The organism is Ascidiaceihabitans donghaensis, assembly GCF_900302465.1.
In the GTDB taxonomy this organism is placed as follows: Bacteria; Pseudomonadota; Alphaproteobacteria; order Rhodobacterales; family Rhodobacteraceae; genus Ascidiaceihabitans; species Ascidiaceihabitans donghaensis.
Window position 1 is genome coordinate 1,831,356 of record NZ_OMOR01000001.1, and the last position, 16,138, is coordinate 1,847,493.

Genomic DNA, 16,138 nt, shown 5'->3' on the forward strand with positions numbered 1-16,138 from the left:
TCAGTTTGCGTCATCTGCGACAAAATGACTGACATTCCCTTTTTAGCTGTTACTTTCGTTTCATCCAAAAAAGAAAAAAGGAAACAGGGAACATGTCAATCGAACCTCCACTGACGGAGCTTCCGATAAAAACCGCCGACACTGGTTTTTATCGAGGGTTCAGCGTCAACGTCGCGGTCATAAGTAAGATCATCATCAGTGTGCTGGTGGTGTGGTGCATCGTGTGGCCCGAATGGGCCGGCGAAGTTTTGGGTGCGTGGAACTCTGCCATTTTGGCCAGTTTTGCAGCTTGGTATATCTGGGTGGTCACCTTCTTTGTGATTGTGTGCCTTGGGTTGGCGATATGGCCAACTGCAGGGAAATTGAACTTGGGTCAACCCGGCGAGAAACCGGAGTTTACGAACTTTTCGTGGTTCTCAATGATGTTTGGCGCCGGTATCGGTGTCGGAATGCTGACATGGGCCGTAGCCGAGCCTGTGGCACATTTCAAAAACAACCCAGCGGTCATCCAAGGGGTTAACACAGCATTGGGTGCAGACAACGTGCGTGAGGCCTATGTTTGGTCCTTCTTGCATTGGGGTCTGGGCGCATGGGCGTGTTATGCGATTGCCGGTCTGGCCTTGGCCTTTTTCAGCTACCGTCGTGGTTTGCCGCTGACGATCCGGTCCTCGCTGACGCCTTTGTTTGGCTCATCCCTGTCCGGTCTGTTGGGCAACATCATTGATATCGTGGCTGTTGTTGCGACAATCCTTGGTGTGGCACAAACGCTTGGCTTTGGTGTTGAGCAGTTCGTTGCGGGTCTGACGCGCATCGGCATTGGTGGTTTGGTTCTGGACGATGGTACAGCCACAACCACAGGCATCATCGTGGCCCTTCTGGTCATCATGGGCGCGTCCACATTGTCGGCGCTGTCTGGTGTTGGCAAAGGCATCAAATGGCTGTCCAACATCAACATGGTGCTGTCGATCCTATTGTTGGGCTTCTTCATCATCTTTGGCGCGACATTCTTTGGCGCGACGGCTTTCTTTGTCGGTATCTGGGATTATCTCGTAGCGCTGCCATGGCTTAGCTTTAATGTCTTTGCTTCTGATGGTGTCGAGGGTTCCGAAGCGTTCAAACTGGCGCAGTGGCAGGGCTGGTGGCCCGTGTTCTACTGGGCTTGGTGGATTGCTTTTGCTCCTTTCGTTGGCCTGTTCTTGGCGCGTATTTCGCGTGGTCGGTCGATCCGTGAATTCGTCTTGGGCGCAATGATTGTTCCGTCGCTGATGTGCTTTGTCTGGTTTGCATGGGCCGGTGGTACAGCGATTGATCTGGAACTGAACGGTGAGGCAAATGGTGTCATCTTGGACGCGGCCAATGGCGACAAAATCTTCGCCATGACGGAATTCATGTTGGCCCCGATTGCAGAAGTGTTGGCGTGGGGCATGGCGGTGATGATCGTTGTGTTGTTGATGACGTTCCTGGTGACGTCTGCTGACTCTGCTGTATTGATCGTCAACACCATCAACGCTGCTGGCGATGAAGGGCCAAAAGCGCGTCCACATATCTTGTTCTGGGGTGCCGCCTTGGGTCTGGTTGTTGCGGGCTTGCTGATCTCTGGTGGAACGGGTGCGATCCAGACTGCCATGGTGATCGGGGCCTTGCCGTTCTCTATTGTGATGGCGTTGATGTGCATTGCTTTGATCAAAGCAATCTACAACGATGGTCGTCGCGAAGCGGCAGGTGTGCCTGCAGTTCATTCCGAAATTCCGGGTGCTACCGGAAATGGTTTGTCGCCTGCAGAATAAGCCAAAATCAGCTTGCCCTTTAAGGCGACTGAGATAGCATAAGAAGGTCCCGATCTTTTGGTCGGGGCCTTTTTCTTTGCCCGATGGAGACGTGCCATGCCTTTGGATCTAGATTTTGTTCGTGCGCAGTTTCCTGCGTTTTCACAGCCCAATCTGCAAGGACAGGCGTTTTTTGAGAACGCGGGCGGGTCCTACACCTGTGGCGCTGTTATTGATCGGCTCACACGCTTTTACACGCAACGCAAAGTGCAACCTTATGCCCCTTATGACGCCAGCCTTTTGGGTGGGGCCGAAATGGACGAGGCACGCACCCGCATGTCTGCCATCTTGGGGGTGGATGCGGACGAGCTGAGCTTTGGTCCCTCAACCACCCAAAATACTTACGTTCTGGCACAGGCCTTTGGCCAAATGATGCAGCCCGGTGAGGCGGTGATCGTGACCAATCAGGATCACGAGGCCAACACGGGTCCGTGGCGCAGGCTGGCGGACCGCGGCATCGAGATCCGCGAATGGAAGATTGATCCCGAAACGGGCGAATTGAACCCGGAGGATCTGGAAAACCTGTTGGATGATACGGTGCGTCTTGTGTGTTTTCCCCATTGTTCCAACGTCGTGGGCCATATCAATCCCGTTGTGGAAATCACCGCTTTGGCCCATGCTGCAGGGGCTTTTGTCTGTGTCGACGGGGTGTCTTATGCGCCGCACGGGTTTCCCGATGTGGGCAACCTTGGGCCGGACATTTATCTGTTTTCCAGCTATAAAACCTATGGGCCGCATCAGGGTCTTATGGTGATCCGGCGGGCGTTGGGGGACCTGTTGCCCAATCAGGGGCATTTCTTCAACGCGGACAAACTGTACAAACGCTTTACCCCTGCGGGTGAGGATCACGCGCAGCAGGCGGCATGTGCGGGCATGGCGGATTATGTGGACGCACTTTATTACCATCACGCCGAAGACGCCGTGTCGCCCACGCAAAGGGGGCGTTTTGTGCATGATTTGATGCGGGCGCGTGAAGTCGCGCTGTTGCAGCCTTTGCTGGATGCGGTGTCCGCGCGAAACTCTGTCCGCTTGATCGGGCCGTCAGACGCATCCGTGCGTGCACCCACTGTGGCGCTGTCGCTTGAAGATGCCGCAGAACCCGTGGCCGCCAGACTGGCCTCGCATGGGATCATGGCAGGGGGCGGTGACTTTTACGCTGTGCGTGCCTTGTCCGCGATGGGGGTGGACGCCGAAAACAAGGGTGTATTGCGACTGAGTTTTACCCACTACACAAGTGATGCGGAAATGGACCAATTGTTGACCGCTTTGGACGATGTTTTATCGTGACATTTACGTGATCTGTGATCCAGCGCTTGTGCACAGTCGTATTCTTTTGAAAGACTGGACCACGAGAGCTTTATGAGCAATTCAAAACCCACATTGGTATGGCTGCGTCGGGATTTACGCCTAAGCGACCACCCTGCTCTGCTGGCTGCCTGCGAAAACGGTGGCGCAGTGATCCCTGTGTTTATTCACGATGATACTGTCGACGCGTTGGGGGCTGCCCCCAAGTGGCGTTTGGGGCTTGGGCTGGGCCATTTGGCTGGTGCGCTACACGCCAAAGGCAGCCAGCTGATCCTGCGCAAAGGCGACGCCTTAGAGGTTTTGCGTGATCTTATACGCGAAACCGGGGCAGGGGCTGTGCATTGGACCCGTCTCTATGACCCGGATGCTGTGGCGCGCGATACTGCTGTGAAAGCCGCATTGAAAGAGGATGGTGTCGACGCAAAAAGCTTTGCGCGTCATGTGATGTTCGAACCCTGGACCGTCGAAACCAAAACGGGCGGGTATTACAAAGTCTACACGCCGTTTTGGAATATGGTGAAGGGCCGCGACGTGGCAGCACCTTTGCCGGCACCCAAAGACATGCCTGCACCAGACACATGGCCCGAAAGCGATAACTTGGACGACTGGCAGATGGGCGCCGCAATGCGCCGTGGCGCAGATGTTGTCCGCCCCCATGTGCGTTTGGGCGAGGCCGCAGCACAGGACCGTTTGGACCATTTCATCACGCATCTGGCCCAAGGCTACAACGAGGGCCGCGACCAGCCTTGGAAAGATGGCACATCCAATCTAAGCGAAAATCTGGCCTTGGGCGAAATCAGCCCCTATCAGTGCTGGCATGCAGGGCGACGCGCGATGCACGAAGGCAAACAGGGGGCTGAAACCTTTTTGAAAGAACTGGTTTGGCGCGAATTTGCATACCACCTGATGCACCACACCCCCCGTATTCTGGACAGCAATTGGAAAGAAGCATGGGATGCTTTCCCGTGGAATACGGATGAAAACCACGCCGAAGTCACAGCATGGAAGCAGGGCCGCACGGGGATCCAGTTTGTGGACGCGGCGATGCGTGAAATGTATGTGACAGGCCGTATGCACAACCGCGGCCGTATGATCGTGGCAAGCTACCTGACAAAACACCTGCTGTGTGACTGGAAAATTGGCCAGAAATGGTTTGAGGCATGTTTGATCGATTGGGACCCTGCCGCCAATGCAATGGGCTGGCAATGGTCGGCCGGATCAGGGCCGGACGCGACGCCCTATTTCCGCGTGTTCAACCCTGTCACACAGTTGGACAAATTCGACAAACAGCGCGATTACGTGAGCCGTTGGATCGCTGAGGGCCGCAAAAATGTGCATGATGATGCACGTTCCTATTTTGATGCGATTCCAAAGGCTTGGGGCCTGAAAGCGGATGATACTTACCCGTCCCCCATCGTTCCTGCAGACGAGGGACGCAAACGGGCGCTAAGTGCCTATGAAAACAGAGACTTCTAACTCAAAAATGACGAACAGACGCTTGTATTGACACTTGGTGTCAATGTAGGTTGACACAAACGCGAAAAGCGAAACGGGGAATGTGAATGATTTTGACGACAACGGACGGGCAACGCGATTTGCCCCGGTACTTCACGCGCGTATTCGCCATGGTGAAAGACATGAACAATGGCCGTTTGGACTTTGTTATGCCCGATGGGCGGGTGTTTCGGGCCGATGGTAAGAACCCCGGGCCCGTTGCCACAGTCGAGATTCACAACGGTGATGTGTTTGGCCGCCTGATCCGCGAAGGCGATTTGGGGTTTTGTGATGCCTACCTTGATGAATGGTGGAGCACGCCCGACTTGCAGGCTTTCATGGATTTGATTCACGCCGACAACGAAGGTATCTATGACGGCTTTCCTGGCGCTGGACTGGTGCGCTGGTTTGAAAAGTTCCGCTTCTGGTTGCAGCGCAATCACAAGGACCAAGCCCGCAAGAATATCTCGTATCACTATGATTTGGGCAATGATTTCTATGGTCTTTGGCTGGACGAGACGATGACGTATTCCTCGGCGCTCTTTGAAACTGGACAGGAAAGCCATGAGGCGGCGCAATGGGCAAAATATGCCCTCATGGTCGACCAGATGGGCGTTAAACCCGGTGACCACGTGTTGGAAATCGGCTGCGGCTGGGGTGGGTTTGCCGAATACGCCGCCAAGGAACGCGGGCTGAAAGTGACTGGTCTTACCATCAGTGAAGAACAGTTTAACTATGCCAAAGAACGCATTGAAAAAGCAGGTCTTTCTGAACTGGTTGACTTTAAGCTACTAGACTACCGCGACGAAAAAGGCACCTATGACGGCATCGCCAGCATCGAGATGTTCGAAGCTGTGGGCGAAAAATACTGGCCGGTCTACTTTGAAACGGTGCGTGAGCGTCTGAAGCCGGGCGCAAATGCAACCTTGCAGATCATCACCGTGCAAGATCGCCGATGGGATGTGTATCGACGTGGTGTGGATTTCATCCAGAAATACATTTTTCCGGGCGGCATGTTGCCCAGCCCTGCCGCGCTGCGCGAACAAGTTGTCAAAGCGGGTCTCGCCGTCGAAAAGTCGGTCGAATTTGGCCAAAGCTACAACATCTCGCTGCGCCGTTGGCATGAAACCTTCAACGAAAAGTGGGACCAAATCGCGGAAATGGGCTTTGATGACCGTTTCCGCCGGATGTGGAATTTTTATCTGACCTCTTGCGCGTCCACCTTTGAAAGTGCCAACTGTGACGTAACACAGATCACTATTAAAAGACCCGGCTAATGCAAACGACATATGAGCGCCAAGATGCCTGATGGAGCAAAACTAACTGCGGCCATCCTGTTGGGGGCGCTTGGCTTCATTCTGTCGGACATGATCCGCGCGTTGATGGAAGAAGACATGAACTTTGGCTACTTCAACTACGTCAATGTTTTGCTTGGTGTGGTTGTCGGGTGGTCTTTGGTGGGACGGCGTGCGGGCAGGGGGTTGACCTTTGCGATCAACAACGGGTTTACCGGCGTTGTTTCCTTGGTCTTTCTTGGTCTTTTTGTGCAAGGCGTCAACGAAATGCTTAGGCTGGCGTTGCGCAACCGCTATGACAATGCGTTCGAGGCGTTGATTGCTGTGGTTGAGTTGATGATGGAATATGCGCTTGTCATGGCCACGATACCGATTGCGGTTGTTGTTGTTTTGGGCGGCATCATAGCGGGCCTGTGCACCGAAGTCGCATGGCATCGCTGGCGCTGAAAAATGAAAAACCTTTTTGTTTACGGCACGTTGCGACATGTTCCTTTGTTGGAAATTGTACTTGGGCGGCCAGCTGCTGAAATTCGCTACGACAATGCAATTTTACCGGACCATTCGGTGTTCAACGCGCAAGAGGGTGCATTTCCGCTGATCAAGTCCGCCCCCGGAGGTGACGCGCGTGGGTTGCTTTTGATCAATCTGTCAGATGACGATGTGGCCCGTCTGGATTTCTATGAAGGCGGATACGGCTATGCATTGCGCACCAAGTGGCTGCGCGACGGGCGCACCGCCGAAATCTATTTTCCACCTGAAGAAGGCGTCACTGCAGGTGCCCCTTGGGTACTTGGCCGATGGGCGGATCACTGGGCTGAGTTGACCTGTATCGCAGCCAAAGAGGTCATGAGCTACTTTGGGACACGCACCCCCGAAACCATCGTTCAAATGTATCCGATGATCAGGGCCCGTGCGGCGTCGCAGATTGCGGCCCGTGATGTTCGTCACGGCGGTGGCACTTTGAACGGTGTCGTGGATGTTATGGAACGTACGCGCATCTATTCAGATTTCTTCGCTTTGGATGCTTTGACGTTGAGCCACGAAAAATTCCGCGGCGGCATGTCCGACACATTGAAGCGGGCAGTGTTCATTGGCGCAGATGCTGCGATTGTGCTGCCCTACGATCCAATCCGCGATTGCGTGTTGCTGGTGGAACAGTTGCGTGTCGGGCCAATCGGGCGCGGTGATGCTGTTGCGTGGCAATACGAACCTATTGCAGGTCGTGTGGACGCAGGAGAACAGCCAATGGACTGTGCGCGCCGTGAAGCACAAGAAGAGGCGGGGTTGGTTCTGGATGTGCTTGAACCTATTGCAGAAGGCTACCCGTCGCCCGGAACGTCTTCTGAATTCTACTACGTCTACGTCGGGGTCACCGATTTGCCTGAATACATGACTGGCGTGTCCGGGTTGGACACTGAAAACGAAGACATTCGCACCCATATCCTGACCTTTGATGCCCTGATGACACTGGTACAAGACCAGGCCGCTGCCAACATTCCGTTGTCGCTGTGTGCCTATTGGTTGGCCCATAACAGGGATCGTTTACGCGCAAATCTCTAGCGTAACTCACACCCCTTTGTGTCGCCGTGCCTTGAGGTCTAAGGGACTCGTCGCTACACCAATCCAGACCATTGAATTCTGACCACCCGGGAGAGACATTATGCGCATTGCAACAGACCTTGCGGAGGCCATCGGAAAAACCCCTTTGGTGCGGTTGAACCAAGCCAGTGCCGCGACCGGGTGTGAAATTCTGGGCAAAGCCGAATTTATGAACCCCGGCCAATCTGTCAAGGATCGCGCGGCCTTGTTCATCATCAAAGATGCGATCGCGCGCGGTGACTTGAAACCTGGCGGCACGATTGTCGAGGGCACGGCTGGCAACACAGGCATCGGTCTGGCCCTTGTTGGCGCGTCCATGGGGTTCAAAACCGTGATCGTCATTCCGGAAACCCAGTCTGAGGAAAAGAAGGATATGTTGCGTTTGGCGGGGGCCGAATTGGTTGAGGTGCCAGCAGCACCCTATCGCAATCCGAACAATTTTGTGCGCTATTCGGGAAGGTTGGCTGCTGAACTTGCAAAAACAGAACCAAATGGTGCCATTTGGGCAAACCAGTTTGATAACACTGCAAATCGGCAAGCCCACATTGAAACGACGGGCCCGGAAATCTGGGAACAGACCGGCGGCAAGGTTGACGGCTTTATTTGTGCTGTTGGGTCGGGTGGTACTTTGGCAGGCGTCGCCGAGTTTTTGCAACCCAAGGGCGTCAAGATCGGGTTGGCGGACCCTGACGGTGCCGCGTTGTACAATTTCTACACATCGGGCGAATTAAAGATGACGGATGGCGGATCGATCAACGAAGGGATCGGGCAAGTGCGTATCACCGAGAACCTCAAAGACCTGAAACCCGATTTTTCCTACAACATTCACGATTCCGAAGCCTTGCCTGTAGTGTTTGACATTCTTGAACACGAAGGTCTCTGTCTGGGCGGGTCCTCTGGGGTGAATGTCGCAGGCGCCATGCGTTTGGCACGGGATTTAGGCCCCGGGCATACCATCGTGACCATTTTGTGTGATTTTGGAACGCGGTATCAGTCCAAACTGTTCAATCCTGCTTTTTTGCGCGAAAAAGGTCTGCCCGTGCCAGAGTGGCTGGAACGTGGCGCGTCTGATTTGCCTAGCATGTTAGAGGACGTCTGATGATCCGTTTCCTGACCGCACTGTGTTTGGGGGTATTCCTAAGCGTCTCTGGCCCGATGGGTGGACCAGCGGCATTTGCGCAAACCACCTTGCAGTCAACACCTGATTATGCTGCGTGGGAAAGGGTTGCCACACGTGCTGAAGCCGCGCTTGAAAGCGGGAAAGCGTCTGACGCTGCATTTGGGGTGCTGCGTCAGGATATTGTGAACTGGCGCACCCAGTTTCAGGCGCAACTGTCTGCCAATGACAGCCGTATCAAGACATTGAACGAACAAATTGCGGCCCTTGGACCTGCGCCTGAAGAAGGCAGCAGCGAAGCGGCCGAAATCGGGGCGCGCCGCAGTGAATTGCAACGCCAACTTGAAGTTTTGACCACCCCCCGCCGGACTGCAGAAGAGGCGTTCAGCCGTGCAAATGGCCTTGTGTCTGAAATTGACAAAATTATTCGTGCACGCCAGTCTGATGAATTGCTGCGCAAAGGCCCTGTTCCCTTGGACCCAAGCCTTTGGAACAACGCACTGCGTGACCTGCGGGTGTCTTTGACAGGCTTGTGGGACGGTGTAACATCCGCATTCTCAAACCCGACGGCACGTGCAAACGCGCAAAATAATCTGCCGTTGATCATGATCTTGTTTGTCGCAGCAACCGTGCTGTTGTTGCGGTCGCGCACATGGAGCGAACAATTTGCTGTTCGGATCCAAGCCCGCGAAACCCAGGCAAGCGCGGGTTTTACCGGGTTTGTTGTGTCCTTGGGGCAGATATTATTCCCGATTTTGGGCATATTTGCTTTGATGCAGGCGTTGGATGCGACGGGCTTTTATGGCCCGCGCGGAGACATGCTGATCAGCAGCCTGCCCATCGTCGGTGTGATCATTTTCTCGTCGCGGTGGCTGGGCAGTCGCATTTTCCCAAAGGCGCAAGAAGTCGAAACCCCAATGGGGCTTGGCCCGAAACGCCGCTGGGAAGGGCGCGTGTATGCGATGCTTTTGGGCATCATTCTTGCATTGCGCTTTCTGCTGGAACGCCTCAGCGATTTTGATCGCCACAGTCTGGAAACAACGGCTGTTCTTGATTTTCCATTGATCGCTCTGGCGGGCATAATTTTGTTCCGCATCGGTCAATTGCTGCATAAAAGCGATCCGTCGAAAAGCACATTGTCGGCAGAAGGCTCTTACCGCAGTCAGGTGGTGCCGCTGCTGTCCAAGGCCTCTATGATCATCGGTCTCGGGGCGCCAGTTTTGGCCATCATCGGATATTCCGGCGCGGCACTGGCCCTGATCTATCCGGCCATTTTGTCATTGGCGTTGTGTGGTGCCATCACGCAAATCAATGAGGCCGTGCGTGATTTGTTTGCGTTCTTTTCCCCTTCGGTCAATCCGTCCGAGGCGCTGCTGCCGACATTGATCAATTTCTTCCTGTTGGTTCTGACCTTGCCAGTCTTTGCCTTGATTTGGGGGGCACGTCTGACCGACCTCACAGAGCTGTGGTCGCGGTTCCGCAACGGCGTCTCGATAGGCGATACAACCATCAGCCCGGGCAGTTTCATTACGTTGATCGTTGTCTTTATGATTGGCTACTTTCTGACGCGCGCCGTGCAAGGCACGATGAAGAACAACCTTTTGCCCAAGACGAAACTGGATCCTGGTGCTCAGGTGGCGATGGTGTCCGGTTTGGGCTACGTAGGGATATTTCTGGCAGCGTTGATCGCAATTACGTCCGCGGGCATTGATTTGTCTTCTTTGGCGATTGTGGCCGGGGCGCTGTCGGTGGGCATCGGTTTTGGTTTGCAAAACATCGTGTCCAACTTTGTATCGGGGATCATATTGCTGATCGAGCGTCCCATTTCCGAAGGGGACTGGATCGAAGTTGGCGGTCAAATGGGATACGTCCGCGATATCTCTGTACGCTCCACGCGCATCGAAACCTTTGATCGTACCGATGTGATTGTGCCCAACGCGGATTTGGTGTCGGGAACCGTCACAAACTACACCCGTGGCAATACAATCGGGCGTTTGATCGTGCCCGTGGGCGTGGCCTATGGAAACGACACCCGACGCATCGAAGAGATATTGCGCGAAATCGCAAGCGCACATCCGATGGTGTTGGCAAATCCGGCGCCAGCGGTTGTCTTTTCAGGATTTGGCGCAGATTCACTTGATTTTGAAATTCGCGTTATCTTGCGGGACGTCAATTGGATGTTGTCAGTGAAAAGCGAAATGAACCACCAGATTGCGGAACGCTTTGCGACCGAAGGCATCGAAATACCGTTTGCACAACGCGACATCTGGTTGCGCAATCCTGAGGCCTTGAAAGACGACGGCGCATGACGGATCCATTGTTTCGCAAAGACGCCTATCTGCGCGAGGCGCAGGGCCGCGTGATCGCCCATACTGCCGAGGGTGGTGTCGTGCTGGATGCGTCACTGTTTTATCCCACAGGCGGCGGGCAACCCGGTGACAGCGGCGTGTTGGTGTGGGACGGGCAGCATTTGCCAATCGCCACCACCGTCAAAGGGGATAAAGAACAGATCGTTATGGTCCCTGCCGAACCCCGTGCATTGCCGCCTGTCGGGGCGACTGTGGTGCAGCAACTGGATTGGGATCGTCGCCACAAACACATGCGTGTGCACACGGCATTGCATTTGTTGTCTGTGACGTTGCCTTTCGGGGTCACAGGCGGATCGATCAGTGCGACACATGGCCGTTTGGATTTTGACATGGCCGATGCGCCAGACAACCGTGACGTGATCGAACAGGCGTTGAACACCTTCGTTGATATGGATGTGGTTGTCAGCGAAGACTGGGTTGATCAAGCTGTGTTGGATGCAACCCCCGAACTGGTCAAAACCATGTCTGTGCAGCCGCCACGCGGGGCAGGGCGCGTGCGACTGGTCCGTATCGGATCGGGTTCAGACCAGATTGATTTGCAGCCCTGTGGTGGCACCCATGTGGCACGTACAGGCGAAATCGGCAGCCTGCGTTTGGGCAAGATCGAGAAAAAAGGGCGGATGAACCGGCGCGTTTATCTGCATCTTGACGATTGATGACTTTGGGTGCGTTTTGCCTCTTGCAAAGCGGTGCAAGGGCTTGCTAAACGCACCCCAACGGACAGGTGGCCGAGTGGTCGAAGGCGCACGCCTGGAAAGTGTGTAGGCGGGAGACCGTCTCCAGGGTTCGAATCCCTGTCTGTCCGCCATTTACCTCTCATGAAAATCTAGACCATCATTGTTTGAACGTAGGGCCCCGTTCCAAGACAGTTCGGTAGCGTACGTGGGGCATGCAAATGCCCTTCGGATGTCTACACAAACTGCCTTGAGAATAGAGATCAGCGCGTCATTGTTCAGCTTTGCTCAATCATGAAAGCATCAAAAAACTGCGCTAGGTCTGCATGCGCTGCAACAGGCAAAATCGAGGCGACATGCTGGTCAGGCCGCACGATCACGACGCAGCCGTGGTCACGGTCAATTCCGCGAAGATCGTAGACGTCGTTTCCGTCCTGCGCGTGGAACACTTTTTCGTAGTCCCGCAAACCGTATTTGCCCTTCGCCGGCCACAGTTGATCATGCAGATCATGCATGGACAAATCTGATTGCTGGAAAATTGCATAGGTATCGATAACCGCATCACAATCGGCACCTGTCGGCGTATACTTCTTCACAGGCGAAGTGGCGTCGTTTGCTAAGAAATCGATGAGTTTATAGGCTTCTGATGACATCAGTGTCGGGTCTTGCGTTCCCCCAAACACAAAAATCCGCCAGCGCCCGTCTGCTTTGACCAGATGACCCAAATGCTGGTGTCCGCCATCCGCCACACGCGACACTTCGACCGAATGGAACCGCTGGCCGATTTTGAACCCCTTTGCCAGATGTTGGTTGTCTTGGCCGGTGCAAATGTAGGACGGGAAGTATTCGATGGACGTGCCGCTAACGAAACCGCTTTGACGTTTCATGAAAGCTTCAATCTTGGCGGTGTCTACCTTTGCTTGTTGTGACGCATTGCCAGCGGTGGGGCGCGTGGCTACAATTTTAGACAGCTCCTTGTCTGCGTTGATCAGCTGGTTTGCCACTTTGCGGCGTTCGGTGCTGTAGGTCGCCAGCAAGGCAGGCTTGCTTTTGCGCTGTAGAACGGCAGCCATTTTCCAGCCCAGATTGAATGTGTCGGGCAGGGATGTGTTCAGGCCCCAACCACCCTTTGGGCTATGGGTGTGACACGCATCACCGGCAACGAAAGCACGCGGGATGACGTCATCAGAACTATCAACGGGACGATTGTCAAAACGCTGTGCAAGGCGTTGCCCGACAGAATAGACCGACCACCATGCGACTTCTTTGACATCCAAAGTGTAGGGATGGAAAATTTTCTGCGCCTTTGCGATGATGTCTACTTCGGTCATCCTGATATCCGAGGCGCGTTTGTCTTTGTCGATCAGATCAAGTTCGACGTAAAACCGGATCAGATAGCCCCCTTCGCGCGGGATCGTCATGACGGCGCCATGATCTTTGGACTGGATGAAGCTTTTGACACGGATGTCGGGGAAATCTGTGTTCAGCAGAATGTCCATCACCCCCCAAGCTTTGTCGGCGCTGTCCCCTTCAAGTGCAATATCAAGGCTTTTGCGGACGCGACTGCGCCCCCCGTCGGCCCCAACCGCAAACCGCGCTTTTACCGTTTCGATCTTGTCGCGGCCTGCGTCATCCACCCGCTTGAATGTCGCGGTGATCGGGTGGGCATTCAGGTCTTGGGTCAGGCTTTCATCAATCAACAGATCAAGCAGTTCGCGGCTGTAGTGGGGCCGTAGATTGGTGATCGCATTCGCCATGCCGTCCAACAACAGCTCGTGAAGGCGTGCCTGGTTGACGATGCCATGTGTGAATTCCGACATGCCAAGGCGCGCGTCAGCAATTTTGTGGGTGCGTTTGATGTTTTGGGGGTTGGTCACATCCGGTTCCCAGAACGTGTTTTGCATCAGCTTATAGGTTTCTTTCTCGACCATTTCACTGCTGTTGAAGGCTTCCATGATTTCGATCGTACGGCACGAAATGCCGTCGGCACGTCCGAACAACAAAGGACCATCCGCCATGTCCACAATGCACGTGCTGATATCTTCAAACTCTGACATCTGGCGGGCCATGGTCAAACCGGCTGGGCCGGTGCCTATGATCAGCACGTCGACTTCAGTTGGCAAATCCTGAATTGGTGGCGTGGGATACGCTTTGCGTGCCGCATCGGGAACCTGATAATTCCCCGGTTTGAACCCATTAAGATGAAATTGCATAGTGCGCCTCTTTTTTCGAAAGCTGTGGTGTCAGCCGATGAAGTCTTTAGCAAGCCGTGTTGCTGTTGTGATAAACCGCGCATTGCGCGCCGCGCCGTCGTCTTCGCCCATCCGGCTGATGTTCCATCCGACGTATGTTGCGGCCCGCAGCGCCATAAACAGATCAAGCTGGCCAAGGTCGATATCGCGGATGGATGTATACCCTCGGATCAAAGCCTGTTTTAAGTCGGCATAGTCAGGCGCGTCGATGTGTTTTAGCAGCGCAGTCGCAAGCTCAAAACACCGATACCCGTATCCGCCATCGTCAAAATCTATAAAGTGCAGGTCAGGACCATCCACCATAACATTCGCCGCAACCAGATCGGCGTGGATCAGGCCATAATCCGGATCTTTGGCATGGTCGACAAGTGCTGCTTGGGCCGTTTGCCGAAACGCCATAAGCACGCGGCTGTCTGCATTTGAAAGCGCGGGATTGTCCCAAAACCGATCCCAAAGTGGCGTCTTGCCAAGAAGCCCTTCAGCATCCCACGCGCAGCGCGTGAAGTCCTTCGGGGGCTGCCACGCATCGCAGGTTTGGTGAAAACGCGCCATGACTGTTCCAAGGGTCTGAAAGTATGCGGCGCGGGGTTTTGTGTCTGATTTGCTTAACACAACATCAAGGGTTTCACCGGATAGCCATGTCAAAACGTCAACTTGAATGCTGTCGATCACATGCATCACGTCGCCGGTTCTCGACGCAAGAGGGCCGGGAACGCTGATGCCAGCATCGCCCGCGCCTTTCATCCAGACAAGTTCTGATGCCAGCTCAGCGTTCGTGCGGTACCCGTGTCTGTGCAAGCGCAGCGCCAATGCACCATGGGGCGTTGTGACCTTATAGACTGCGTTCTCGCGGGCCGCGACAAGCGCGCATGTGGCATCTTCCAGCCCCCAAAGGTGCAACGCTTTGTCGACGGTTGCATTCACTTTGTGACCTCGCTGAACACATCATCAAGCGTGTCAAACAGCAGGTCTGTGTTTTCGATCGAAAAGGGCATTGGCGGGCGAATTTTAAGCGTGTTTTTGTGGCGCCCCAGCTTTGAATGGATAATGCCACGCGCCCGCATGGCGTTGATGATGCGGTCCGTCAGGTCGCTGGCGGGGGCTTTGGTGGCGTGATCTGTGACCAATTCGGCCCCAAAAATAAGGCCCGAGCCGCGGACATCGCCGATGACGTCATGTTTCGCCGCCAGCGCGGTCATGCGGGTGCGCGCGTGATCGCCTACGGTCTTGGCATTGGCCTGCAAGCCTTCGTTTTCGATTTCCTCAAGAACTGCCATGGCTGCAGCACAGGACACAGGGTTGCCCCCGAAGGTGTTAAAGTACCGATAGCCTTTGCGAAAGGCGGCCACGATGTCGCGGGCGGCGACAACCCCACCCACAGGGTGGCCATTGGCCATGGGTTTGCCCAGCACCATGATGTCTGGCACCACGCCCATTTTTTCATGGGCCCAAAGGTGGGTGCCAGTGCGCCCAAAGCCGGATTGGACTTCGTCGCAAATCAGCAGGCCGCCGGCTTTGCGCACAACCTCGGCCACCGGTTTCAACCAGCCGTCGGGATTGTCGGGGAAGCCTTCGTTCAGAAAATAGGGGCAAACGACAAGGGCGGCAAAACCGGTGCCGTCCTCATTCAATCCCTCGATCTGATCCGCGACCTGTGCGGCAAAGATCGTGCCGCACAGGTCAGGTGTACGGTAGCTGTCGGGCGCATCAACGAAGCGGAAAAATTGCCCAAGACCAAAGCCCACTGCCGGAATGTTAGACTTTGACAACTGGCTGACCAACGACGTGTTGCCGTGATACGTGGCGTCTGTAGCTATGATCCCGCGCTTTCCGGTGACGGCCTCGGCCATGCGCAGGGCAATGTCGTTTGCCTCTGATCCGGTGCAGGTCAGGATTGCGGTATCCAGCGACGTATCCATCGTGCCTGTCAGCTTCTCAATATAGTCCAGAATACCATCATGCAGATAGCGCGTGTGCGTGTTTAACGTCGCAACTTGACGGCAAATTGCATCCACAACACGCGGATTGCAATGGCCCACATGCGGAACATTGTTGTAGCAATCCAGATACTTGCGCCCCTCTGCGTCCCACAGCCAAACCCCTTCACCACGGACAAAATGCACCGGATCGTCATAAAACGTCGACACGTTAGGCCCCATCAACCGGGCGCGGTCTGCGATCAGTTCTTTGGTCGTTCGGCTCATGAT

12 protein-coding genes and 1 tRNA gene are annotated in these 16,138 nt (G+C 54.8%); 10 read left to right on the forward strand and 3 right to left on the reverse strand.

Translation table 11 applies throughout. The features are described from left to right. Nucleotides 1–92 precede the first annotated feature (92 nt). From ASD8599_RS09235 to ASD8599_RS09280, 10 genes are all read left to right on the forward strand, one after another. The gene (locus ASD8599_RS09235; protein ID WP_108828259.1) at nucleotides 93–1,787 is read left to right on the forward strand and encodes a BCCT family transporter; all 1,695 of its coding nucleotides are present in this window, start codon (nucleotides 93–95) and stop codon (nucleotides 1,785–1,787) included. Between the two features lie 96 nt (nucleotides 1,788–1,883). Then, nucleotides 1,884–3,113, forward strand: coding sequence for an aminotransferase class V-fold PLP-dependent enzyme (locus ASD8599_RS09240; RefSeq protein WP_108828260.1), 1,230 nt, complete (start codon nucleotides 1,884–1,886; stop codon nucleotides 3,111–3,113). A 72-nt stretch (nucleotides 3,114–3,185) separates the two neighbouring features. Further along, the gene (locus ASD8599_RS09245) at nucleotides 3,186–4,607 is read left to right on the forward strand and encodes a cryptochrome/photolyase family protein (RefSeq protein ID WP_108828261.1); all 1,422 of its coding nucleotides are present in this window, start codon (nucleotides 3,186–3,188) and stop codon (nucleotides 4,605–4,607) included. Between the two features lie 86 nt (nucleotides 4,608–4,693). Further along, nucleotides 4,694–5,902 (forward strand): SAM-dependent methyltransferase, encoded by a 1,209-nt coding sequence (locus ASD8599_RS09250; RefSeq protein ID WP_108828262.1) that lies wholly within the window; start codon nucleotides 4,694–4,696, stop codon nucleotides 5,900–5,902. A 24-nt stretch (nucleotides 5,903–5,926) separates the two neighbouring features. After that, nucleotides 5,927–6,367: a TrgA family protein gene (locus ASD8599_RS09255; RefSeq protein WP_108830093.1), complete on the forward strand. Its 441-nt coding sequence runs from the start codon at nucleotides 5,927–5,929 to the stop codon at nucleotides 6,365–6,367. Nucleotides 6,368–6,370: 3 nt separating this feature from the next. Then, a complete protein-coding gene (locus ASD8599_RS09260; protein WP_108828263.1) occupies nucleotides 6,371–7,480 on the forward strand; it encodes an NUDIX domain-containing protein in 1,110 nt (369 codons plus the stop codon). Nucleotides 7,481–7,580: 100 nt separating this feature from the next. Continuing rightward, entirely contained in the window at nucleotides 7,581–8,618 is a 1,038-nt protein-coding gene (locus ASD8599_RS09265) for a cysteine synthase A (protein ID WP_108828264.1), read from the forward strand. After that, nucleotides 8,618–10,945 carry a DUF3772 domain-containing protein gene (locus ASD8599_RS09270; RefSeq protein WP_108828265.1) on the forward strand — a complete coding sequence of 776 codons (2,328 nt, stop codon included), beginning with the start codon at nucleotides 8,618–8,620 and terminating at the stop codon, nucleotides 10,943–10,945. Before ASD8599_RS09265 ends, ASD8599_RS09270 begins: the two co-directional genes overlap by 1 nt. Then, a complete protein-coding gene (locus tag ASD8599_RS09275; RefSeq protein ID WP_108828266.1) occupies nucleotides 10,942–11,661 on the forward strand; it encodes an alanyl-tRNA editing protein in 720 nt (239 codons plus the stop codon). The genes ASD8599_RS09270 and ASD8599_RS09275 overlap by 4 nt, the downstream gene beginning before the upstream one ends. 62 nt (nucleotides 11,662–11,723) lie before the next feature. Continuing rightward, nucleotides 11,724–11,813: transfer RNA gene (locus ASD8599_RS09280), tRNA-Ser, on the forward strand. Between the two features lie 144 nt (nucleotides 11,814–11,957). Here the strand turns inward: ASD8599_RS09280 and ASD8599_RS09285 are convergent. From ASD8599_RS09285 to ASD8599_RS09295, 3 genes are read right to left on the reverse strand one after another with little or no spacing between them, the layout of a single operon-like run. Continuing rightward, nucleotides 11,958–13,892, reverse strand: a complete 1,935-nt coding sequence (locus ASD8599_RS09285) for an FAD-dependent monooxygenase (protein ID WP_108828267.1) — start codon at nucleotides 13,890–13,892, stop codon at nucleotides 11,958–11,960. A gap of 30 nt (nucleotides 13,893–13,922) precedes the next feature. Then, complete coding sequence (locus ASD8599_RS09290) at nucleotides 13,923–14,855, reverse strand: phosphotransferase (protein ID WP_108828268.1); 933 nt, start codon at nucleotides 14,853–14,855, stop codon at nucleotides 13,923–13,925. Next, nucleotides 14,852–16,135, reverse strand: coding sequence for an aspartate aminotransferase family protein (locus ASD8599_RS09295; protein ID WP_108828269.1), 1,284 nt, complete (start codon nucleotides 16,133–16,135; stop codon nucleotides 14,852–14,854). Before ASD8599_RS09295 ends, ASD8599_RS09290 begins: the two co-directional genes overlap by 4 nt. Nucleotides 16,136–16,138: the final 3 nt, after the last annotated feature.